This is a genomic window from Hyphomonas sp. J20-32 (assembly GCF_055808555.1).
Map to the genome: position 1 here is coordinate 2,878,288 of NZ_CM147873.1, position 22,534 is coordinate 2,900,821.

The 22,534-nt window shown below is 57.3% G+C and carries 23 protein-coding genes; 7 read left to right on the forward strand and 16 right to left on the reverse strand.

The genetic code is table 11. From position 1 onward, the window contains the following. Positions 1–13 precede the first annotated feature (13 nt). Together AC0L7I_RS13910 and AC0L7I_RS13915 are read right to left on the reverse strand one after the other, a co-directional pair. Positions 14–1,198 (reverse strand): efflux RND transporter periplasmic adaptor subunit, encoded by a 1,185-nt coding sequence (locus AC0L7I_RS13910; protein ID WP_473397023.1) that lies wholly within the window; start codon positions 1,196–1,198, stop codon positions 14–16. Between the two features lie 4 nt (positions 1,199–1,202). Next, a complete protein-coding gene (locus AC0L7I_RS13915) occupies positions 1,203–1,901 on the reverse strand; it encodes a TetR/AcrR family transcriptional regulator (protein ID WP_473397024.1) in 699 nt (232 codons plus the stop codon). Positions 1,902–2,037: 136 nt separating this feature from the next. Between AC0L7I_RS13915 and AC0L7I_RS13920 the strand changes: the two genes are divergently transcribed. Continuing rightward, on the forward strand, positions 2,038–2,673 hold the full coding sequence (locus AC0L7I_RS13920; protein ID WP_473397025.1) for a nitroreductase family protein: 636 nt from the start codon (positions 2,038–2,040) through the stop codon (positions 2,671–2,673). A 1-nt stretch (position 2,674) separates the two neighbouring features. Here the strand turns inward: AC0L7I_RS13920 and queF are convergent, their stop codons facing one another. After that, a complete protein-coding gene (gene queF, locus AC0L7I_RS13925; protein ID WP_473397026.1) occupies positions 2,675–3,142 on the reverse strand; it encodes a preQ(1) synthase in 468 nt (155 codons plus the stop codon). Further along, positions 3,135–4,154, reverse strand: a complete 1,020-nt coding sequence (locus tag AC0L7I_RS13930) for a calcium/sodium antiporter (protein WP_473397027.1) — start codon at positions 4,152–4,154, stop codon at positions 3,135–3,137. The genes queF and AC0L7I_RS13930 overlap by 8 nt, the downstream gene beginning before the upstream one ends. Positions 4,155–4,413: 259 nt before the next feature. Here AC0L7I_RS13930 and AC0L7I_RS13935 point away from each other — a divergent pair, with 259 nt between their 5' ends. The 3 genes from AC0L7I_RS13935 (at position 4,414) to AC0L7I_RS13945 (ending at position 10,922) form a co-directional block, all read left to right on the forward strand. Next, positions 4,414–6,243, forward strand: a complete 1,830-nt coding sequence (locus AC0L7I_RS13935; protein WP_473397028.1) for an autotransporter assembly complex protein TamA — start codon at positions 4,414–4,416, stop codon at positions 6,241–6,243. Continuing rightward, positions 6,243–10,349: a translocation/assembly module TamB domain-containing protein gene (locus tag AC0L7I_RS13940; protein ID WP_473397029.1), complete on the forward strand. Its 4,107-nt coding sequence runs from the start codon at positions 6,243–6,245 to the stop codon at positions 10,347–10,349. Before AC0L7I_RS13935 ends, AC0L7I_RS13940 begins: the two co-directional genes overlap by 1 nt. Positions 10,350–10,541: 192 nt before the next feature. Then, positions 10,542–10,922, forward strand: coding sequence for a helix-turn-helix domain-containing protein (locus AC0L7I_RS13945; protein ID WP_473397030.1), 381 nt, complete (start codon positions 10,542–10,544; stop codon positions 10,920–10,922). Here AC0L7I_RS13945 and AC0L7I_RS13950 read toward each other — a convergent pair. From AC0L7I_RS13950 to AC0L7I_RS13990, 9 genes are all read right to left on the reverse strand, one after another. Further along, on the reverse strand, positions 10,908–11,894 hold the full coding sequence (locus AC0L7I_RS13950) for a LysR family transcriptional regulator (RefSeq protein WP_473397031.1): 987 nt from the start codon (positions 11,892–11,894) through the stop codon (positions 10,908–10,910). The two genes, AC0L7I_RS13945 and AC0L7I_RS13950, sit on opposite strands and share 15 nt — an antisense overlap. Positions 11,895–12,021: 127 nt before the next feature. Next, positions 12,022–12,465 carry a hypothetical protein gene (locus AC0L7I_RS13955; protein WP_473397032.1) on the reverse strand — a complete coding sequence of 148 codons (444 nt, stop codon included), beginning with the start codon at positions 12,463–12,465 and terminating at the stop codon, positions 12,022–12,024. Positions 12,466–12,682: 217 nt separating this feature from the next. Then, positions 12,683–13,291, reverse strand: coding sequence for a hypothetical protein (locus AC0L7I_RS13960; protein WP_473397033.1), 609 nt, complete (start codon positions 13,289–13,291; stop codon positions 12,683–12,685). After that, the gene (locus tag AC0L7I_RS13965; RefSeq protein ID WP_473397034.1) at positions 13,291–13,836 is read right to left on the reverse strand and encodes a hypothetical protein; all 546 of its coding nucleotides are present in this window, start codon (positions 13,834–13,836) and stop codon (positions 13,291–13,293) included. The genes AC0L7I_RS13960 and AC0L7I_RS13965 overlap by 1 nt, the downstream gene beginning before the upstream one ends. A gap of 53 nt (positions 13,837–13,889) precedes the next feature. Next, the gene (locus AC0L7I_RS13970; protein WP_473397035.1) at positions 13,890–14,441 is read right to left on the reverse strand and encodes a hypothetical protein; all 552 of its coding nucleotides are present in this window, start codon (positions 14,439–14,441) and stop codon (positions 13,890–13,892) included. 52 nt (positions 14,442–14,493) lie between these two features. Next, the gene (locus tag AC0L7I_RS13975) at positions 14,494–15,039 is read right to left on the reverse strand and encodes a hypothetical protein (protein WP_473397036.1); all 546 of its coding nucleotides are present in this window, start codon (positions 15,037–15,039) and stop codon (positions 14,494–14,496) included. 100 nt (positions 15,040–15,139) lie between these two features. Continuing rightward, complete coding sequence (locus AC0L7I_RS13980; RefSeq protein ID WP_473397037.1) at positions 15,140–15,718, reverse strand: hypothetical protein; 579 nt, start codon at positions 15,716–15,718, stop codon at positions 15,140–15,142. A gap of 102 nt (positions 15,719–15,820) precedes the next feature. Beyond that, positions 15,821–17,161 carry an MFS transporter gene (locus AC0L7I_RS13985; protein WP_473397038.1) on the reverse strand — a complete coding sequence of 447 codons (1,341 nt, stop codon included), beginning with the start codon at positions 17,159–17,161 and terminating at the stop codon, positions 15,821–15,823. Between the two features lie 137 nt (positions 17,162–17,298). After that, complete coding sequence (locus AC0L7I_RS13990; protein WP_473397039.1) at positions 17,299–17,904, reverse strand: hypothetical protein; 606 nt, start codon at positions 17,902–17,904, stop codon at positions 17,299–17,301. 37 nt (positions 17,905–17,941) lie between these two features. Here AC0L7I_RS13990 and AC0L7I_RS13995 point away from each other — a divergent pair, with 37 nt between their 5' ends. The 3 genes from AC0L7I_RS13995 (at position 17,942) to AC0L7I_RS14005 (ending at position 20,311) form a co-directional block, all read left to right on the forward strand. After that, positions 17,942–18,088: a hypothetical protein gene (locus AC0L7I_RS13995; RefSeq protein WP_473397040.1), complete on the forward strand. Its 147-nt coding sequence runs from the start codon at positions 17,942–17,944 to the stop codon at positions 18,086–18,088. Positions 18,089–18,126: 38 nt separating this feature from the next. Then, positions 18,127–18,660, forward strand: coding sequence for a hypothetical protein (locus tag AC0L7I_RS14000; RefSeq protein ID WP_473397041.1), 534 nt, complete (start codon positions 18,127–18,129; stop codon positions 18,658–18,660). Between the two features lie 757 nt (positions 18,661–19,417). Further along, entirely contained in the window at positions 19,418–20,311 is an 894-nt protein-coding gene (locus AC0L7I_RS14005) for a helix-turn-helix domain-containing protein (RefSeq protein WP_473397042.1), read from the forward strand. Positions 20,312–20,374: 63 nt separating this feature from the next. Here the strand turns inward: AC0L7I_RS14005 and AC0L7I_RS14010 are convergent, their stop codons facing one another. The 3 genes from AC0L7I_RS14010 to AC0L7I_RS14020 all read right to left on the reverse strand — a co-directional run bounded on the left by AC0L7I_RS14010 (position 20,375) and on the right by AC0L7I_RS14020 (position 22,465). After that, the gene (locus AC0L7I_RS14010; RefSeq protein ID WP_473397043.1) at positions 20,375–20,941 is read right to left on the reverse strand and encodes a hypothetical protein; all 567 of its coding nucleotides are present in this window, start codon (positions 20,939–20,941) and stop codon (positions 20,375–20,377) included. Positions 20,942–20,983: 42 nt separating this feature from the next. Then, on the reverse strand, positions 20,984–21,493 hold the full coding sequence (locus tag AC0L7I_RS14015; protein ID WP_473397044.1) for a hypothetical protein: 510 nt from the start codon (positions 21,491–21,493) through the stop codon (positions 20,984–20,986). 429 nt (positions 21,494–21,922) lie between these two features. Beyond that, a complete protein-coding gene (locus AC0L7I_RS14020; RefSeq protein ID WP_473397045.1) occupies positions 21,923–22,465 on the reverse strand; it encodes a hypothetical protein in 543 nt (180 codons plus the stop codon). Positions 22,466–22,534 lie beyond the last annotated feature (69 nt).

Consider the following 22,534-nt stretch of genomic DNA (forward strand, 5'->3'; position numbering starts at 1 on the left):
GACGGCCGAGCCCTCAGCCTTCGTTGGGTGTGACGGCGCTGGTGGCATCGCGCGGCACGACCGGCATGCCGGGCGCGATGCGCTGGAGCCCGTCGACGATCACGCGCTCGCCTTCCTGCACGGGGCCCCGAACGAATCCGCGTCCGCCTTCGGAATGCACCATCTCGACCGGCCGTGGCTCAACCCGCCAGCCATGCTCGGACGGCGCCGCAACAAGCACCGTCCAGAGGCCCCGGGACGCCGTGGACATCGCTTTCACGGGCACCCAGAAACCTGGCTCGTCGATTTCACGCTCCATCGACAACCGAACGACCGCGCCGACTGCCAGATTGCCTGAATTCTCGATGTCGAACATTGCCGTAACAGTGCGCCTGTCGGAATCGATCACGCCGGTAACGGTACGCAGTCTTGCATCGACAGCGCCTGTATCGGCAACCAGCTTGTAAATGTCGCCCGGAATCAGGCGCGCGGCGCTGATGGCCGGAAGACCGATCCGTGCTTCGAGACGACCCGCCTCTACCAGTTCCAGTATCGGTGTTCCCGGCGCTGCGATTGCGCCTTCATCGGCCATCCGCGCAGTCACGACGCCATCAAACGGCGCCGTAATCCGCGCAAGATCGATCTGGACCCGCAACGTATCAGCCTGTGCCTTGGCCGCTTCAATACGGGCCAGTGACGTATTGGCCTGGGCTTCGGCCTCATCGACACGCTGTTGCGAGACGTGGCCCTGCAATTTGAGAGTTCTCTGGCGCTCGACCGTGGTCAAGGCGAGCGAGTGGGCTGCGCGGGCTTCTTCAACTACCGCGTCGGCCGAAGCGAGCTGCGCGCCCAAGCTGCGCGTGTCCAATCTGGCCAGCGTCTCACCCTGTTTGACCCGATCGCCCACATCGGCGCTGATTATCTGAATTCGGCCACCGCTGGAAAAGCCGAGCTGGCTCTTGCGCCGCGCTTCCGCGAGCCCGCTGAAGGACTCGTCGATCCTGAACTCCTTGGCCAGGCGAACCGGCACAACGGACACTGTCAGCGGGTCCGGTTCGACTGTCGCAACTTTTGGCCCTTCAGCGCTGCGCAACTGGATTGCTGCAAACATCAGTCCTGCACCAAGCAGGAACAGGATCACCAGGAAAGCAAACCCTTTCAACAGGGTTGGGCGCTTCTCGCGGGTTTCGTCGCCCTGATAGTAATCGGAAGGCGTCATGGTCTCAGTCCTCAGGGATGAAGTCAGTGTGCCGCGCCTCGCCGGGCGATTGCAGTCCCCGGAAAACGAGGTCGGCGTGGAAAGCGATAAAAGCGCTTGCTGAAACGGGCTGGTCGGTTGGCAAAAGTGCCGGGAAGTGAGGCAGGTGAGTCATCAATTGCGCGAGACCGTGGGACGCGGCCCACACGGATTTCGCCGACAGATAGGGGTCGAGATTGGGATCGAACACGCCGAGCGACTGGCCTTCGCGTACCATGTCCACGAGGACGCCAAAGGCACGCCCCTTGTAGGACTGAGCGAACGCCTCCCAATCCTTGGACTGGACCTGGACGGGCGCGCCCTGAAGGTTGGAAAACGCTGCGGCGTAATGGTGCGGACGCTCCATCGCCGTTACAATATAGGTCGATACACAGGCCCGACCGCGTTGCGAGAAAGGCGCATCGGCGCAGGAAATCTTGCCGACCCGGGACAGGAGGCGTTCGAAGAAAACCTCCTTGAGTTCGTCGATCAATTCCTCCTTGGACCCGAAATACTTGTAGATTGCCGACGGTGAGTAATCGATTTCTTCGGCAAGCCGCCGGATCGAGAGGCCCGCCTCTCCCTCTTTCGCAAAGACGCGTTCGGCAGCTTCGATTATTGCACCGCGTACTTTGAGGCGGCGACGCTCTGCCGGCGTGGCTTCAAGGGACAGGTCAGTTGGCATGGGACGCAGGATATCGCAGAAGCATGTTCAGAAAGTGAACACTGTTCACGAATTTAATCCTGACGCGCCTGCCGAGCAAGCAGAAACATCGCGTTGCACCTCTTTCAGAGGCGCGGCAGTCTGGCTATGTACCGCCATGGCAAACCGTTTCCCCCCCGCTCCGCCCATCGGTACGCCGATGTTGCCGATACGTCCGAGCGCCGACGCCCGCGCCTTGCTTGCGCTACGTAGATCAGCGAGCAAGCACCACTTGACCGAGCCGGGCCCCTCGCCGGAATCGCTCGATGAACTATTGCGGGTGGCTGCCCGTGTGCCGGATCACCGGAAACTTTCGCCCTGGCGATTCATCGTGTTCGAAGGCGACGCGCGGATATCGTTCGGAAAGGAAATCGCACGGATCCACGACGCGAACACACCCGACGCCGAATCCAAGGATGTGCTGGAAGCCGCCGGCCTGCCCCTTCGCGCGCCTGTCATGGTTGCCGTGATTTCGTCACCTGATCCTGCGCACAAGACGCCAGTCTGGGAGCAGGAACTTTCTGCGGGCGCGGTTTGCCACAACCTGCTGCTTGCGGCGAACGCTGCCGGGTGGGCCGGCGTCTGGCTTACCGAATGGATGGCCTTCGACCCGGACGTCGCCAAGGCGCTGGGCCTGACCGATGACGAACGCGTAGCAGGCTTTGTCTATCTCGGTACGGCAACCATGGCATGCCCGGAGCGCCCAAGGGCAGACATGAGCGAAAAGATCACCCGCTGGTCTGCCCCGGTGTGACTCAGCCCCGACCGCGATAACTTGCGACACCCGTGTCGGGGACATGGAGTCCGGCAGGCACCTCACCGGATTGCCAAAAGACATCGATCGGAATGCCGCCGCGCGGGTACCAGTAAGCTGAAATCCGAAGCCACTTCGCTTCGGTGAACGCATGTATCCGCCTGCCAATCGCCACCGAGCAATCCTCGTGGAAAGCGCCATGATTGCGGAAACTGGTGAGGTAGAGCTTGAGGCTCTTGCTCTCTACCAGCCAGTCACCTGGCGCATAGTCGATCACGATATGCGCAAAGTCTGGCTGTCCCGTGACCGGGCAGAGCGAGGTGAACTCGGGGGCGACGAACCGGGTGAGATAGAGGGTGTCGGCATGAGGATTGGGCACTCGTTCGAGATGAGCGTCTCCCGGGTTTTGCGGAGCGGGCGTTTGCTGGCCGAGTTGGCCGAGCCCCTGGTAGATCGGATTATCAGACATGGGGGAGGATTCCTGGAACGGGGACAATGTCGAACAAGAGGCCGAAATAGAGCGCGTAGGCAAGCAGGAGAACTGCACCTTCCCAACGCGCGATGCGTCGTCCGGTCATCGCAAACAGCATGAGAAGGAAAACCGACAGGATCAGCGCGCCAATGTCTTCCGACGATATGATGCTCGCATGACGGCCTTGCGACATGGCTTCGGCAGAAATACTTCCCCGGACGCTGAACGGATGAACCACGGCCGTGATGCCGAGAATGCCCAATATGTTGAAAATGTTCGACCCGATGATATTGCCCAGGGCGACGTCTGACTTGCCGCGAAAGGCGGCGACAGCGGAAGTCACGAGTTCGGGCAGGCTGGTTCCGATGGCGACGATCGTGAGACCGATGATGGTTTCGCTGATCCCGTATTCGCGCGCGATGACGACGCCACCATCCACCAGGAGCCGGGCACCGAACATGACGCCAACCAGCCCGGCCAACGCAATTCCCAATCCGAGGAACAGGCCATAATGGGCGTCAACCGTTTCACCCTCGGCCGCATGCATCGCCGCAACATCATTGTCGCGGCGCTGGTCGGCCATGAATGAATAACCGAGATAGAGCAGCAACGCGCCGAGGAGAGCCAGCCCGACGGGGCGGCTGAAAAGATCGAACCAGATCAATGCACAAAGCAACGCCGTGACGGCGAGCATGAAAAGCCCGTCCCTGGCCAGCGCACGCGGATTGGTGAGGATTGGCCGGATCATAGCGGCGACACCGAGCACAAGAAGGATATTGGCGATATTCGAACCGACGACGTTGCCGACAGCGATGCCCACCGCATTCTGATCGATGGCTCTCAAACTGGTCACGAGTTCGGGAACCGACGTGCCAAACCCGACCAGGGTCAGACCGATCACCAATTCGGAAATATTGAGCTTTCGCGCAACACTGACCGATCCGCGGACGAGCGCCTCCCCGCCAATGAAAAGCAGTACCAGGCCGCCAAGCACCATCAAATATGTCATTCCCTGCCCCGCAAATGTTCAATGCGCCAACCATACGGTGTGTGCGGTCAAGCTGGCAAACAGAGACTACCGTAGCTGCTGCAACAGAAAAATAGGTCGAGACCCCATGTAATTGTAAGGATATTTGTCGTTAACGTGCAGTGTTCGGGGCGAAAACTACAGTCACCGGCCTTATCTTCACTATGGACAGGCCTGTTCAGCCTTCATTTAGGAAAACTGGCGCAATCCTCGCATTGAAACCAGAATGGTAAATTCTTCGATGTCACACCGGCTTGCCCGCTTGACCACCCTGGCCGGGAGCGCTCTGACGCACCCGGCTACGGGCGTGTGCCTGCTGGGCGCCGTGACAGCGTGCGCCGGTTTCCCCGGACAAGGCGAAAACGGCGCCGGATCCGTCAGCCGGCAGGTGCCGGTCGAGCTGAAGGGGGTCCCTTCCAGCTTGGACGCGAAGGCAAAGGCGGTGCTCGAAACAGATGATGCAGCGCCTCGCAGCGTACTCGAATCCCGACGCAAGGCGGCGGCTTCTGCAGACACGCTGGAGGAGTTCCTCGCATCCGAAGGCTATCTCGCAGCCGTTGTATCGCCTGAACTGATTGAAAGCATCGACAAGAAACCGCGCCTGGACGTCACCGCCGGCGACATGTTCAAGGTGGCGTCTGTCGCGGTAACACTCGACTCCGTTGTAGACGACCGGCTCCGGGCATCACTGGACGAAGACCGACAGACCCTTGCCATCGGCGCGCCCGCGAGGACATCCGACATCGAAACGCTGGAAGCGCAATTCCTCCGAAGACTTCGCCAGGGCGGCCATGCGTTTGCCGAAAGCGGCGGAATAGACGTACTGGCGTCGCGCAAGGACAAGAATGTCGAGCTGACATACGCGCTGAAACCCGGCCCGTTCGTTCGGCTCGGAGACATCGTCGTGCTGGATTCAGGCGCATGCAGGCACGAAACAATCTGCGCCCTCCGGACTTGGACGCCGGGAGACGCCTATACGCCTGACAAGATCGACCAGCTGCGTGTCCGCCTGCGCAGCAGCGGTCTGTTCAGCGGGATAGGGGTTGCCGTCGCGAAGACGCCTGACGAAAATGGATATTATCCGGTCGAACTTACGCTTTCGGACGCAAAACGTCGTTCCGTCGGAGCTGGCGTCACAGCCTCGACAACCAATGGCGTTGGAGCAGACGCGTTCTGGGAACGCCGCGACATTACCGGTCGGGCAGATACGCTCCGTGTACAGGGCGAAGTGGCAACGCTCGCGCGCAATCTGACCACAAAATATACGAGGCCGAACATTGGCCGGTACGGGCGCACGCTCACGGCCGAAGCTGGCATTCGCGGCGAGGAGACCGATGCCTACGACCTGCAGGGTCTCAAGGTCGGCGCGGCGCTCTCGCAGCCATTCAGGAAGAATTTCACACTGTCAGCCGGTGCATCGGTTGATGCCACGCGAACGAAGGAGTCGCGCCTCAGCACCTTGTCGGCCCCCCGCGAGCTGTACACGCTTTCCTTTCCGCTCGCCGCAACCTATTCGACCGTAAGGCAGCCGCTGGACCCGCAATCGGGCCAGCGCGCCTTTCTCGGCGTCGAACCCGGCTTGTCTCTCGGCGATGCGTCAGCTGGTTACACACGCATGCTTCTGACCGGCTCCACCTATCACAAGATCGCGGACGGACCGTTCGTCGCCGCCCTGCGTGGCGAGTTCGGCGCTTTCCTTGGATCCAACGCCGTTCCGATCGACCGACTGTTCTTCGCAGGCGGTGGCGGATCGGTGCGCGGATTTGAATACCAGAGCCTGTCGCCGCGCGACGCAACCGGCGCCCTGATAGGCGGCCGCAGCCTGTTCGACATGTCCGCCGAGCTGCGCTGGCGACGGAGTGACAAGCGCGGCTATGTACTCTTCGTTGACAGCGGCGCGGCGGCCGACAGCGCCGACGATGTTTTCAAGGAGCTACGCACCGCCGTCGGCATCGGCTTTCGGTACTATCCCGGCTTCGGTCCGATCCGGGTTGATATTGCAACGCCGCTCGACAGGCGCGACGGGGAGGACCCGGTCCAGTTCTATGTGTCTATCGGGCAGTCATTCTGATGGCCCGATTTCCAGCAGCGCTCAATTTCGTCCGTCGCCGGCCAATCTCGTCCGGAATAGCGGGAATTCTTGCCCTCCTGCTTGTGACGGCGATGGGCGCGCGCTTTTGGATCAATAGTGATGGCGGGCGCGCCTATGTCCTGTCGCAAATCGACGGTCGGACAGTCGGTAGTCTCGGAACGATATCGGCATCAGGCCTGACAGGGGATCCTCTCAAGCAGATTCACCTCGACAGGCTGTCGATCGCCGATGCCGATGGCAAGTGGCTCGACAGCAGCGACATCGATTTGAGTTGGACGCCGCGCGCGCTGCTGTCCCGCAAGGTGGAACTCAATCTCGTCAGTGCGAACGAAATATCGGTCCTGCGCCGCCCCGAAACGACACCGAGCGAAACGTCAGGGAGCAGCAACTGGACCGTCACGCTCGACGACCTGAGCATAGACAAGCTTTCGCTCGCCGAAGGTGTCGCCGGGCCGGCAGCCGCATTCAGCGTCACCGGCGCGTTTTCCAGCGGACGCGACGCTGTCGTCAGGGCCAAGCTGGACGTTGCGCCACTTGAGGGCCTTGGCGACCGGTTCAGGATCGATGCCCAACGAGACGCAGCCGGCCGTTTCAATCTGGATGCCGAGGGCGAAGCGCCCGCCGGCGGAACCTTCGCGACACTTCTGAAACTTGAGAACGGGCAAAGCGCCAATCTGAGTGCCTCGGCTGACGGGACGCTGGACGAAGGCGACGGCTACATCCTGCTGAAGGTCTCGGGCGAAGACGCAGCGTCGATGACGGCCAAGATCGTGGGAGGACGGCTAACCGCAAACGCCGATCTCGATGCAACTGCCCTGCCCGTTCCAGACGCAGCACGACAAATACTCGGCGCGAACGCGAGGTTCATTCTGGGCGCCGACATTGAGAAGGACCTGGCGGCGTTTGACCTGTCCGCAACCATGGCATCTGGGACGCTGGCCGCCAAAGGCGAGGCAAACCTTGATACAAGGTCCCTTAATGGCCCGGCGACAATCAAGCTCGATTTCACGGGGCTCTCCGACCTGACCGGTATAGCCGCTGACCTCTCGCTCGACGGAACACTCGAGGTCGCCGACGATGCGCCAACATATGCCGGCGGAGCGAACCTTGTTGCGCATGAGGGAGCGAACCTGTCCTTCACAAGGCTTTCCGGGCCCGTAACGGTCTCTCTGAAGCCCAATCAGATTCCGTTCAACGCCGACCTCGTGGGTGAAGGCATCCTGTCGGGCAACCAAAACCTGTCCGGCCTGATCGGCGACCGGCCCCACCTGGTGGCAAGTGGCGTATACGCCCGCGAAACCGGAATTATCACCCTGGCACCTTCCGTACTTGAGTTGCCTGAGGGCAAGGTTTCTGCCTCGGGCAGGTTGAGCCCGAAGGCACGCACACTGGATTTACGCGGTACGGTAGACCAGGCTCTCCGCAGCCTGCCCGGCGGGTTCGGCGGGCGGGCGTCAGGAACATTTCGCGCGCACGGCTCACTTAACAAGCCGCAAATCGAGACGGTCCTTGCTGGCGCCGATTTTTCCGGATTGCCGGACCCGGTACAGCCACTGGTCGGCGGTGCGCCGAAATTGAATGCGTCGATCGCGATCGATGGCAAAACGATAGGCATCTCCAAAGCAATTCTCTCAGGCACCGGCATTCAGTTCGACGGAGGCGGCGTGTACCGCATTGGCGGTGCCAGCAGGTTGAACTTCGACTTTGCGCAAACCGCCCCTATTGAAATCGGCGGCAACACGTATGACCTGCATTCCGGCAATATCCGCCTTTCGGGACCGTCGAACGCTCGCGATCTGGACCTTGCATCGACAGGTGGTGCTTTCCAGGTCGGGTCCCGCAATATTGACGGCGTCCAGGCCACGACCACACTCCGCATTACCGGTGGTCGAATAGAGGGGCCATTGGCCTTGGCCGGAAATTTCGCAGGTGAAGTGCTGAAGCTGTCTGCCGGTTTCGTACGCGCCGATGGCGTCACGATGATCAGCGACGCAACGGGCACGTACGGCCCACTCGGCCTCACCGGGCACGCCGAGATCAGCCAGGCGGGCGATCTTATCTTGGTGGCAAACGCCGAAGGGGAAGGCCTGACGACCGACGATGTGCAAATCGAAAGCCTTCGCGCAACCGTCAGCATCGAGAAGGTAGGCCAGGACCCGATGTCGATCGTGGCCCACGCCGATGGTAGTGGCGCGAAACTGCCAGCGGCCATCCGACTTGATACTTTCACGGCAGATATAAAGAACAACAGGGACGGCTACGACTTCAAAGCCGACCTAAAGAGCGACCAACCTTCGCGTCCGTTCGATTTTGCGGTGTCGGGACGAGCTGACCTGTCGGGAACCTCGCCCAATGGCACGCTCAGCCTATCGGGCACTGCGCTCGGCGAGCCATTCAGAACTCCGGAACCCGCTCGCTGGAGCCTTGGTGAGGTTCCCGACCTTGAGGGTCGGCTTTCGGTGCTCGGCGGAGAGGTCACGGCCGAGCTTTCAGGCTCAGGTGAAACGGCGCTGCTGGTGGTCGATGTCAAAGCCGTGGACTTCGGCGCCCTGTTTGCGCTTGCCAATCTCGGCGAGGTCGACGCCCGCCTCAATGGCCATGGCGAATTCCAACCCATCGGCCTCTCACCGTCGGGGTCCTTTGCCTTCTCCGCAACCAGCCCTGTTCCCGGACTCGATACGTCACTTTCGCTCGACCTGACCGGTCGACTGGATGCCACCACTATGAAGGTCAACGCGAGGAGCAATTACGGCAAGGGCCTCGTCCTCGTTGCTGACGTGGCTTTGCCTATCAAGCCGTCAGCCAAATCCCTCGCCAGCCTGGACCGCGCGCAATCCCTGACTGGACGCGCAACACTGAACGGCGACCTGGGCGCATTGCACACTGCCGCGCTTGCCTATGGCCACGATATCGGTGGTCGGATCGATGCTGCGGCGACCGTCACAGGATCGCTCTCCAAGCCCGTTTATAAAGCCAATGCAACCGTCACTGGAGGCATATACGAATTCGGCACGACGGGGCTCAAACTGACTGACATCGCCCTGAAGGCCAGTTATGCCGATAGGCAAATATCCCTCAACGGATCGGGCAAGAGTGCCGGAAACGGATCTGTGGCGCTGGATGGGGCGATCGGCCAGAAAACCGGTCGGTTGACTGCCGACCTGAACCGGCTGCTCGTTTATGAGCGCGATGGCGACTCAGCGCGCCTCAGCGGCAAGGTGACATATGACGAGAACCAAAACGGTCGCCTCGTGTCAGGCAAACTCACAGTCGACGAAGCACGCATGTCTCTCGACAATCTCCCGTCTTCGAGTTCGAAAGCCATCGACGTTCGCTGGAGCGACGGCGACGAACCGACCAATACTCCGAGCAAGTTGCGCCAATCCCTCAACCTCAACATCGACATCGACGCTGCGCGGCGTGTCTTCGTCACCGGCCGGGGCCTCGACAGCGAATGGGCGCTCGACCTCACAGCGACCGGGACTGTTTCGAACGTCAGCCTGTCGGGTCAGGCTACCATGATCCGCGGCGACCTGGACCTCGCGGGGCGCCCCTTCGTCTTCGATACCGGAAGGGTCACATTCGACGGTCCGCTCGACACGGCACGCATGGCCATTGACGCCTCCCGGTCCGTCAATGGCTTCGCTGCCCGCGTACAAGTCTCGGGCAAACCGACAAACCCGGTGTTTGAGCTGTCAAGCACGCCGGACCTGCCTCAGGACGAGATCCTGTCCCGATTGCTGTTCGGACGCTCGTCCATCGACTTGTCGCCCGTCGAGGCTGCGCAGCTGGCGTCCTCGATTGCCCGTCTAAGCGGTCGCAGCGCCGGATTCGACCCCGCAGCCGGGCTGCAGGCCATTCTGGGTGTGGACCGCCTGTCGTTCGGATCGAACGAGGCTGGGAATGCGGAACTTGGTGTCGGCCAATACCTTGCTGACGACGTCTACCTGCAACTGAATGCTGCGGGCGCAGACGGCAGTTCGGTCGAAGTCGAATGGGAGCCTGTGGATCGAGTTTCCGTGACATCAGAAACCACTTCGACTGGCGAGAACAAGCTCTCCATAAGGTGGAAAAAGGACTACTAGCCCGCCAAAGGTTTGAAATATGAATTTGAAACCTAAGGTTATTAGAATCTCTGGTTTTTCCTCTCCCGATGGCAGCCTCGTCAGTACCTGCGTTACAAAAGCCCTCGGCATTTCATATTTTTGATAACTGTCTGGCTTGCCTAAACACGCAGTGCGCGAAATTCATATCACGCTAAAGAAGGGTATTTTCACGTGCAGCAAGAACAAAGACAGTCCAGTTCACGGGCCCCCACACGCGTTGACCAACTCGTTGGCGGGAAAATTCGTACACTCAGAATCGCGCAGAATCGTACGCTCGCCGAGCTCGGTTCGGAACTTGGTATCAGTCACCAGCAGTTGCAAAAATATGAGACAGGGACCAATCGCCTCAGCGCTGGCATGCTGTCCACTGTAGCCGAAGCCCTGCGTGTGCCGATTGCCGACCTGTTCGAGGATGACAGCGACACGGACAACGCTTCAAAAGATCCGTCGGTGAGAGTCCGCACCGAGTGCCACGACTGGATCGACCGCTCCAAGTCTACCGAGCAGCTTGAAACCATGGCCCGCGTTCTGAAGGCCCTATCCAGCAGCTGACGGGTCCGGCGGCGTGAATGGCTTCAGCGCTTCTGCGCGGTTGCTGGCCCTGTTGGGGTGGATGAACTCATCTGAGAACCAGAATGCATCATTCGCCTCGAAGATGCTTCTCAACCAGTCAAGAACGATCCTGCCCTGGGGCAGGCGCCAAACACGTTCCGTGTAAGTGAGCCAGAACTCGATAGGCGCGACTTCCGGAAGTTCGAGTGGCACGAGCGTTGGCGCGACCGTGCCGATATAGGACGGCAACAGGGCAATCCCGCCTCCGTTCTTACACACTTCAATCATCGAACTCGCTGAATTGGTGACGAACGCAAAATTGATCATTTTCTTGAGCTCCGACATTTTCGGTGCCCATCGTTCGATCTGCATGACATAAGCTTGGTGCAGGATGCACTGGTGCCGGAAATATTCGAACATGCTGTTCGGTGCGCCATGTTCCTCGATATATTCGGCCGAGGCGAAACTTATATAGTGCAGCGTACCCAACCGGCGTGAAATGAGGTCGTGGCTCTTCGGCTCTGTGAATTGTATCCCGATATCGGCCTCTCCGGCCTCGATGTCAGGCGTGTGCTCGAGCACGCTCATCTTGATCTGGATGCGCGGATTGACCTGCTGGAAGACCGGAAGGCGCGGCGCGATCCAGTAGGGACCAAGCCCGTCGCCGGTTGCAAGCGTAATGACACCTTCCGCTGGCTGGCTCCTGTCGGACGCTTGCTGGTCGATGAGATTGGCCGCATCTGCCATGGCATGTGCATGCCGCAGGGCCACCTTACCGACTTCCGTCAGTTCAACGCCGCGTGTTGAACGCACGAACAATTGCGTGTTGAGCGCCTTTTCAAGGTCATCAATCTTGCGGCCAATGGTTGGCGGCGACTCGCCAAGACGCGCCGACGCGGCACTCATGCTGCCGAGTTCAGCGACGATCCTGAAGACCCGCAGATTGTCCCAATCGATGCGTTCTGACGACATTGCCTCTTCCCTGGACTTCAGCAGAAGACCCGAACTTCTACTCGGGAACATATATAGTGGCTGTACAATACCGTCATCACATCAATTAGGCGAGTATTCGAGAGTCTACTCGCCTCGAATTATTGTTTTAAGCGGCGCGACGCAGAGTGATGAATCCCGGCTCGACTATGACGGATTCGCATGTAATCTTGAGGACCCAGTCCCGAATACTTCCGGGTCCACCAAGGCAAAGCCGACGCTCGCGCCTGACCAGTGGCAAGGGCCGCGCCGATACCGCGCCGAGGCGGGAAAATCCCCGCATGCACTGCGTTTCGCACCAGTTCCAGCGATCCTTCACCGTGGCGCATTTGAAGCCGACATGATCGAGCGGCTTGCGCAGGATAAAAAGATCTTGGCCATCAACGATCAGGTGGGACACTGCGGTGTCAAAATAGGCCGGCGTGCGGCCGCCGAATGTCTCTGGGTCCGTCAGCAGGCGAAGGGCATCGACCTGCGCGCCTGCAATCACGCCCTTCGGCAGCGGATTGCCGGACATCATCGGCAAGCGCGTGGGAATCTCCGGATAGAACATCGGCCAGCTCCATTCACAATCCGATCAAGCGCCCCCGCCATCCCTTCATTGCAGGTTATGCCCGCGCTGGCGGCCCCGCCAGTTACGATCCGGCCATATAACCAAATGTTTAAGAATGGCGGTTCACAAGTGCCACCGCACACGGCCTTAACGCCCGGCAAGCGCTGACCTGGCGAGCTGTCTAGCGGGGGCACTCTTCAACTATCGGAGCTGGCAGTCAGTCGGTAATCGTGAGGTTGGTATTGAAACGCCCTTTGCTTTTGCGGAAGGACTTGTCACAGGAAATGGCGCAGTCGGCGCATAGCTTCTCGACATCCGTGCAAGGAGCCTCCATTTCCTTGCCCAATCGCCATTCTACGTTTTCCTTGCCGGTAATGTATTTCACCCGGTAGGCGCAGGTAGCGACACTGGTTGCATCGCTGCTCGGAGATATCTGAATGGAAATATCCTTCGTGCCCCGCTGGCCGATCTTTTTAAGCTTGCTCGCATTTTCGCCAGGCCCGATCTCCTTACGGTGCACTTCCTCGGCGTCCTCCAGGATCACCACTGTTAAATCCTTGTCGAGTGTGCGGTTCTTCACCGTCGTATCCGCTGACACGCCATTATTGCTTCCGTGGCGCTCCGTTAGCTTGCAGGCTCCAGCCTGCGCCTCGCCACTCATGACGAGCATGCCGACGAACAGGCTCATCATCACGCGCCTCTTGCGGAGGAATACTGGCTGCCTGGCATTGTTCAGAATTGTCATGACCATTCCTTCGTTTTCTCGTGCACCGCCATCACCGGCGCCTCCTTCGACAAAATGCGCCAGAAGCTGCCGGCGCGTCATCAGTCTGCAATCGTGAACGTCGTGCTGTACCGGTTTTTGCCCGGGTGGTACGTCTTGTCGCATTCGACTTTGCACCCTTCACACAAGTCATTTTCCTTGCCGTCACAAAGCGAATCCCCCGCCAATTCCCATCGATAGTGGGCCCCGCCAGACCCGGTGCGTACCTCATTGACCCTGTAGACGCAGGTCGCGACACTATCCTCATCGCCGCCCTTTGGCTTGATCTTCACAGACAGGTCAATCGGCCAATCCGCTTCCATTGCGCCTTTCTCGATTTTCGCGAGATGGCTGGCATTTTCTCCGGGATAGATTTCTTTTTCTTCCTTCACGCCATTACGACGCAATATCTGAATGACAAGTATCTGATCATCGGTACGGTTCTTGACTGTCGTGTCCGCGCTGAAGCCGGTTGCCGTGAATGTCCTCGAAGTCTTTTTGCACGAGCCGGCATGCGCCTGGCCGACAGAGATCGTGAACCCGATGAGAATACTCACCACCAACACGATCTTGTGTGTTGCGCGCCAAGTCTTTTCCGCTTTTTCCATGCGCATAATTTTCTCCCATGCCTTCAGGGCACTTCGACCACATCAAGGGTTGCTCAGTGTTTGATCGTAAACGTCGTGTTGTATCTGGTTTTGCTGCGATCATATGATTTCTGGCACCCAACCTCGCATCCATCACACAGATCTTTTTCCTTGCCGTCGCAAAGCAATGGCCCTGAGAGCTCCCATCGAAAGTGGGCATTCCCGCCATCGATTCCGACCTGATCGACCCGATAGGTGCAGGTTGCAGCGCTCGTCTCATCGCCGCCCCTGGGCTTGAGCTTCACTGCCAGGTCGACCGGCCAATCCGGGTCACCGTTACCACTGCTCATTTTTGCGAGATGGCCGGCGTCCTCGCCGGGCCCGATTTCTTTCTCATGCTTCACGCCATTCCCGCGCAAAATCTGGACTACAAAAGTCTGATCACTAGTTCTGTTCTTCACCGTCGTATGTGCCGCCCACGAGCCACTTCCATCATAAGTCCTCGACGTCTTTTTGCACTGCCCGGCATGCGCATTCCCGACTGCCAGAATAAGGCCAGCGCCGACACCCATCGCCATTGGAGCCCGACGCGACAAGCGCCAGCCTCGTTTCTCTTTCTGGTTCATCAAACTTCCCCTTGTGCCATCACACTATGCGAGAAACGCCTCGAACGCGGCCTCAATCCTTGATCGTGAACGTCGTGTTGTAACGAAATTTTCCTGGCCGATAGGTCTTGTCGCAGGTGACTACACAGCTAGCGCAAAGCGGTTTCTCTGCAGGGGCACAGACACTGCCTTCCTCGCCGACCCAGGATACTTTGTCATAGTCACTTTTGTCCGACCCCTGACCGGTTGCGATTTTGTTGCCTGTCGTATTCTTCTTCACCTTGATCGAGTACTGGCATTCCGTCGTCGCTTTTTTCCGTTCTCCTTCACTCGCTGTCGTCACTGGCACAATACGCACCACGAAGTCTGTATTCGAAGACGAGTCTGTTTGCATTTTGGAGAGATGGCTGGCGCTCTCTCCGGGGCCGATCGACTTTGTTTCCTTTACTCCATCGCCTCGTAAAATCGAGACGGTGAAGGTCTTTTCCTTCGTGCGGTTCTTGACGGTCGTGTCAGCCGATGGCTGATCATTCGGGCCTTTCAGCGTTCGCCTTGTGTCCTTGCAGTTGCCGGCAAAGGCGTCTCCGGAAAAGGCTACAGACCCGATTGTCAAACCCAATACGCAAATGGCACCAGCGCGAAGGCGACGCGTGATATCAACATTTCGATGTGGTGCCATTAGCTATATATTTCCCATTGTTTCACTCGAAGGCTCCTGATCAGTCCGATATTTTGAACGTCGTTTCATAGCGGCCAGCATTGACCCTGAAGGTCTTTTCACAGTCCAGCGCGTAACCGTTCGAACTCCATGGCGGGCTGCACATCGCGCCGCCATAGTCATCTATCGTGCGCCATTGGAGCGAGAATATGGATGTTCCAGCTTTATTCTTTCGACTGACTAAAGTGGTCTTGTACCCGCACGTGACGGGATGGAATGTGAACCTGCTGTATTTCGGCCTGGAAATCCCGACGGTGAGATCATGGCTTTCCTTGAATTTGAGATCGCTTCTCGATTCGTCTTTTTTGAGCTTGTATTCCGCAGATTCACCCGGACCCAGTTCAACATCTTTCTTTGCAACCCCGTCGAGCATGAAGATGACTCTGAAGGTAGCCTCTTTCGAGTCGTTTCTGACCTTTGTGTCAGCAATCATGACCATATGGTCAATTTGACGGTTTGTAGATTTGCAATTTCCCGCCAGCGCCTCACCACCGAAGGCCGCGATTCCGGCAAAGCCCAACGCGGATAGGGCGCCGCCCCGCAAAAGGCGCATAAGATTGATTGCATTGGCCTGCGGCATTATCAGTCCCCCACTCCAGATTTGTGCGAATTCTGGAGCAATCCCCCTTTTTTATCCATTACCTAATGGGTAATGGACGCACTCGCGATGGGAGGCCGCCGGTCAGGCGACATTCTGCTCAGTATTCGGAGTGTACTCGTCCATTTTCAAGGCAACGACCACCGCGCCCATGTTCAACGCGATCATCACGAGAATTGGCAGGGTGAAGCCCTGCAGGCTGGCCAACCCGCCGAAGACGATACCGAAGACGATCGCGAACAGGCCGGTCATCACGTTGGAAGCGGCCACGCAATAGGCGCGGACGTCGTCGGTCGCCATATCGATCAGGTAACCCGTCCGTCCATTCACAATACCAAGAGCACCTACGGCAACCAGAACCAGAACGCCGGCATAGACCATGGTTGTCTGCAATGCAGGCTGCAATTCGATGACCAATGCGAGGGCGCCACCCAGGCCGGCCACGCATGCCGACAGAACAAGAATCAGACGAACCGCCCCTCCCGGCACACGGCGCCAAATATACCCGCCGAGCATGAGACCGAGCGCGGACGCGATAACGAACGAGCTGAGACCACTCGCATTGTCGCCATGGAATGTCGCGGCGTGAATGGAGTAGAATGGAGCCGCCAGTTCAATCGACAGGAACAGCGCGCGCGCCACCAGAAATGTCCGAAACCAAGGCAAAGCAAAAGCGATCCTGAAGCTTTCGGCAAGCTGTTGTATGCGACCAGATCCCGCCTTCGGAACTGAGGTTTCGTCGACTATAGTTCTTGCCGGCTCACGCAGGACTGCCAGCAAACCGGCAGAAATCAGGACCATGCCGATACCCAGCCAGATCAGCTCCTGATGCGCGGCGATCGACGTCGCAGGCGTGTGAATCGATTGCGACGCAAACGCGACAAGAATAGCCAGAACACCGGCAATTCCCGATTGGGTAAACAGCAACCGGCTGCTGGCCTGCGCAGGCAAAATGCGCCCCAACATGGTCTTGTAGGCGAGGGAGCTGACACCTGCCGTCACACCAAGCACGATAGAGGCGGCGAGAAAAATAATGATCAACAAAGTTGCTGAAACCAAATTCACCGTAAGGCATATCGTGATAAGCGCAGTCGCCATCGCTATGGCCCCTGATACCAGAAACCATTTGTTCTTCCCAGCAACGGCAACTAGCGGCGCCAGGACAATCTGTGTCAGCAGCTTGGACGCGGTGACAATCGGCACCAGCAGGGCGGCAACGAAGACCGTTCCGCCAACAGCTGTGAACAGAAACGGCAGGACAAGTTTCTCGCTTGTCAACTCGGACGCAACGCGGTTCGAGACGCCCTGGCCTATCAGTACCTTGTTGTTCCAATTTGCGTTTCGACTTTCGACCATGAATCTATTCTCCGTCCCCTCACGGACTGGGTAAGCTGGCGGCTGCCTGCTTTCGGGACGCAAAATCAATTCCCGATCAGCTACAGCAATGAACTGTTTGGTTTTGTGCCGGAGGGGCCCGCCGGTCCAGAATTGGAGTCAGATTGGCTTGGCGCTGCAAACTGATTGACGCCGGCGGATCGAGGTCGGCTGGACAGATTCCCCCATCAATCATGCTCACCAATGAACATGATGTGGCAACTCACGTTATTCACGCTGCCCCCATTGCCATACATGAACATTTTCTTTCTACCCGCATCCTTCCAAGTACCGTTCGTTCCGGCCTTGCGCCACGTCCATTTCTGGTTGGCGCTGTCATAGGCGGCCTCCGCCTTGGGGCATTGGTCCTGGCGACCAACGTCAACATCGGTCGCAGAGCGAATTTTCATATAGGCGCGGAATCCCTTTTTCCGGAGCGTAGCCACGTCTGTATCGAGCTTTCCCGCCAGCCATTCTTCATTGAAGGCGACCACAACCCCCCTCTTGTACTGAATATTCTTTTCATATTTGGAGATAAGCTTGTAGTCACCACTGTCGCCCACAAGATGAGCGCGGAACCAAATCCGCGCGATCGGATAGGTTCTTTTCGTGAACAAGCCAAAATTGAACGTATTATCGGCAAATTTCATTCCCCTCATCGCGCACCAATAGTCGGCCCCCTGACTGGCTAGATTGCATCCAAACTGGCGAGTCTTGTAAGACGCCTCCTCTGCCCCAGCAGTCGACGCCAGAAAGCAGGAAAGCAAAAGTGCCGCAGCGATCTGTTTTTTCATTTTCGCTCTCGATATATTTTATTCGTATACGTTTTTGATGACAGCAGCAGCAAGGCTCCAAGCGTTGAGGCTCGGCGCAAAAACGGCGTTGCGTGAAAAGTATTCCGAACCGACGCGCCTTTCCATTACCTTTCGGGTAATGGTTCGGCTGGGCGGGCTGTGGCATCGTTTCATGATCGACTAAACAGCAACCAGGAATGTATCATGACGCAAAATCACGAGATGACACAACTCAACCAACGCCCCAAACTGGTCACGGGAACAATCGCCGCGCTGCTGATGATTGGACTGGCGCCAAGCGCCTTTGCTGACCCCTACGAGCGCAATCGGTACACCGATCCTTATTGCATGACAGACAGCGCAGTATGCGGTGCGATTGTATACGGAGTCGCCGGCATCTATACAGTCGACAAAGTGCGCCTTCACGCGAAATCGAAGCAGCCCACCGACAGGCCGATCAATCCCGCTTGCATCGATTTCAACATGAAGTTCTCCGACAGCCTCAACATCGACCAGTACGATACTTTCGTGGTCCCAGCGAGCTGCAACTACCACCTTGAAATCAATATTGCCGCCGGCAGAAGCAAGGACCGCGCCCTCTACCTGACGCCTGGTTGCCAGATCGAAACCAAGACGGACGGCACAACCCTTCAGAACGAGTGGCACGTCAAAGAGAAATACACGGACGCGGCCAAAAAAATGGGCAAGTCAGGGGATCCAGTCGACGGCCTCGGAAACAAATGCGGGCCCAACTAGACGCCAGCTCAAAACCCGGCACTGTCAAAGGCACCGGACCTGAAGCACCAAGCGAGGATGATTAACCTCAGGGTGCAATCGAGGGTGAGGGCCCTGGCTTGTCGGGTCCCGCCAAATTCAGCTGTGTTGACACATCCGCGCGCGTCCGGATTCTAACTGTGCCATGATATGCTGGCGAAACTGGCTGCGAGCTCGCAGCCAGTTTCGTCAGTGTCAGCCGGTAGCGATGCACCAGCGCCTCTGATGGTGATAACACGTGATTGACGTCCGGTGGTCGTTTCGAATCTCGTGGCTGTGGAAATGAAAACCAGCGCCACAAAATGTCGTCACGGATTGCTTCCTGTGAGCCAAAGCCGCCAAGAATGGAACGGGACATTTGTATTGTCAGCAAGCCATCGGTGGATTTGATTGACGAAGAAATTTTTTTTATTCCGATGCTAGTGGCTGGGCGTTCGACGCATTTTTTTCCTCGCGCGCGAAAGGCTACCAACTTTCGTCATTGATCACCTCTCAATTTGCAATCAATTCAAACTCGAACAGAACCACTTGGCCAAATTTTTTTTTGCATAGATGCTGGATGCTGTTCATTTCGCAAGGGCGACGTTCCAGGCGAACAGGCGGAAAAGCTCGCCATCGCATTGCGACCACTCTTTACTTTTCAAACCGGCAAATCGTATGGTTCGAAGCAGTTTGAAAGGTGCGTATACAGCTTTTTTGTATATAGAGCGCACAAGAAAATGCAGGGGACCGAGGGTAGATGGATTTTGCGTCTGAGAACGTGAATGCACTAGGTGCATTCATCCGGGAATGGCGGCTGCGCCGTGGATTTTCTCAAGAAGAATTTGGCGACCGGGTTGGACAGTCGCAGAGGCATGTCAGTTTCATTGAGAATGGACGATCGCGCCCGAGCCGGTCTGCAGTCGAACGAATTGTGACTGAATTAGATATACCTGCGCGCGATGGAAACCGGATGCTAAATCTTCTTGGGTATGCGAGCTCCATCAAAGAACCCGATCCTGAACTCGATTGGTCGGAACCTTCGTCGGAATTCTATCGCTTCACCAAAAAAATGGTGTGCCACATGGATCCGTACCTGGCTTCGATTGCGGATATTCGATCTCGCGTTGTCAGGATGAACCTGACTATGGCAACATGGCTTGAATTTGCTGGCGACCTGCCCGAAGTATTTGATGACGGGTTTCTCTCATTTCCTCAGATATTATTTCACCCGCAAGGATTGAGACGTCACATAGAGAACTGGGAAGAGTTCGCGAGCGCCTATGTCCAAGTCTTGTACAGGCAGAAGCTGCGAGACCAAAATATTGGCCAAAAGCACATTTCCAGCATGTTGCATCTGGCCGATATTCCGGATGAATGGAAAAAAATGAGTGACGAATACACAGGTACAACGGGACTGGTACTGCGCTATAAAACGCATTTGGGAGTCGCGAGCATCAATTACATGACATTCTCTGTGATGCCGCCCCTTATCCAGCCCGCCAGTACTTTTCCCGAATTTTATTACAGCCTGCATCCACCGGCGGACGAAGAATCAGAAGCCATCTGGACCGAGTTTCACAAGCAGGCGAAGCCGGAAAATGTTCACCCGAGACTACGACCCAGTCTTTCTATTCCGCCGTGTCCGATCTAATTTTATCGTCCTGTCACAGAATCGAGCTGCTGCTGGTACCGCTGGTCGCGGACGTGGGATGCATCATTCGCCCGTATAGCAGTCCTTGCTTACGCCCCCATCATACCGACAGCGATTGTTATTGGTAGTCGTTCCCTTCGAATGAAACTTCATCGTCTTGTTGACGCCTGACTTGTAGACAAGCTTGTAGCCATCCCTGCGGCAGCTCTTATGGGGCGCCCCCCTGACCGCCTTGATCGTATAATGCGCCCAGACTTCGTCGCCATCTCTCAAGGGCTTGAAGCCTGTAGTGGGGTTCTTCCCTGCTTGCGTATCAAGGTTGATGGTTCTTGATTTTCCAGCCGTCAGCTTGACGATATCCCGTGTGTTGAGGTCATTGTCGGGATCCGGGACGATGTTTATGTCCAGTCCGCGCGAACTCGGTTCGGCGCTGGATTTCAGTTCCTTGTAGTGCAGGCTCACGGCAGCCGTGTAGGCCCCCTCATTGGTAAATTTGATCTTGTCGACATAGCAGGTCTTGGTGTCTGCGACGGCTCTGGCAGGATTCAGGGCCGCTAAAAACGCCCCTGCAGCCAGCGCCGACAGCATCTGCAATCGACGACACGAAGCTTCCTTGTTCAACTTGAGCATTCCGGCCTCCTGGAGTGTCCTTGGAATATCTGGGCAGGTTTATCAGCCACCTGTGTAGCAGTCGGCGTCAATGTTTCCCTCGTACCGGCAGCTATTGTTCAGGAGGGTCGTGCCAGTAGAGTAGAACGTCATCGTCTTGTTGACGCCGGCCTTGTAGATCAGCTTGTGCGCGTCCCTTCGGCAGTTCTGGTGCTCACCCTGTTCAATTTTTCCAGTCAGCCACACTTCGTCTCCGTCCTTGAGCGGGGTGCCGCCGCCCGATGGGTCTTTGCCAGCCTTGGTGTCCAGGTTTGCGCTGTGGGCCGCACCAGCATTCACGATCGATATCTGGTGGTAATGTTCTTTCTTGTTCAGATCGGAATCGATATATCTCAGCGACAGCTTTACCTTGTAAGCGCCCTTGTTTTCGAATTTGATCTTGTCGACAAAACACGTCTTGGTTTCGGCTTCGGCAGAACCGCCTCCGATCGCAGCGAACATCGCGCCCGCGACAAATAGCGCCTGCATGGCCGTCCGGTAATTTCGCTTCAATGAGTATTTCTTGTGGGTCATTTTAGTCTCCGGCTACAATGAATTTCAAATTGGTGGTCAAGTTGATCGTGGGCCAACACGACATTCGTGTACGGCTGTGTGAATCGAATTGTCCCGGCGCGAGAGGCGTTTTCTTGCAGGCAAAATCTCTGCTGCAGCCATATTGCAATCAGTTCCCCGATCGTACTTCGAACCGGCGCAACCTGATTCCGTCCAAAACACAATCACCCCTCGGTCTGTGCCGCCATACGCGTGAGAACCCGCATACACAGGCGCCGAAGAAAATGCTGCAGAGGTGCCGATAGTGAGATACGCGGTGAGGATATTCATTGGAAGTTTCTCCTTTTTTTTCCGTTTACTGCGCTTTCGTTCAGGTGCCAGGCCAATTCAGTCGGCAATGCCTGGAACATCCGTTTGCATAATATGTCCCAGCGAAAAAATACCGATCGATCACTCTCCTGTGAAACAGTCCTTATCCATGTTGCCGTCATACCGGCAGCGGAACTCATTGAAAGTTGTGCCTCTGGAGTAGAACTTCATGGTTTTGTTGACTCCGGCCTTGTAGATCAGCCGGTGACCATCCTTGCGGCAATTCATCGTTGCCCCTTCAATAATATCGCCAACGAACCAGACCTCGTCGCCTTCGGTCAGGGCGGGGATAGCTTTGTTGCTCGGCGTCTTGCCAGCCTTGTTGTTCAGATCCACGCTCGAAGAAACACCAATATCGAGGTGCATGACATTCTTATAGACGCCATGCGCATCAGCTTCCTGACTCTTGTACTTCAGGCCGACTTTTAGGTCGTACCCCCCCTTGTTGGAGAACTTGATCTTGTCGACATAGCACCATTTGGGCGCTGCTTGCGCTGGCAAAGCTACAAGAAAACAAAGCAGGGAAGATACAATCAACCCGCTCGAGAACCTGTTAGTCAAGGGCGCTGAAGCAAAAGCGAAGATTCGCCAAAAACACAAATTCTCACTGACATAATCGGGCATGTATTCTCCGGACGTCACACGAGGGAGCGTAAACCAGCGCCCTGCCGCAACTGACGGCAGGGCCAAGCA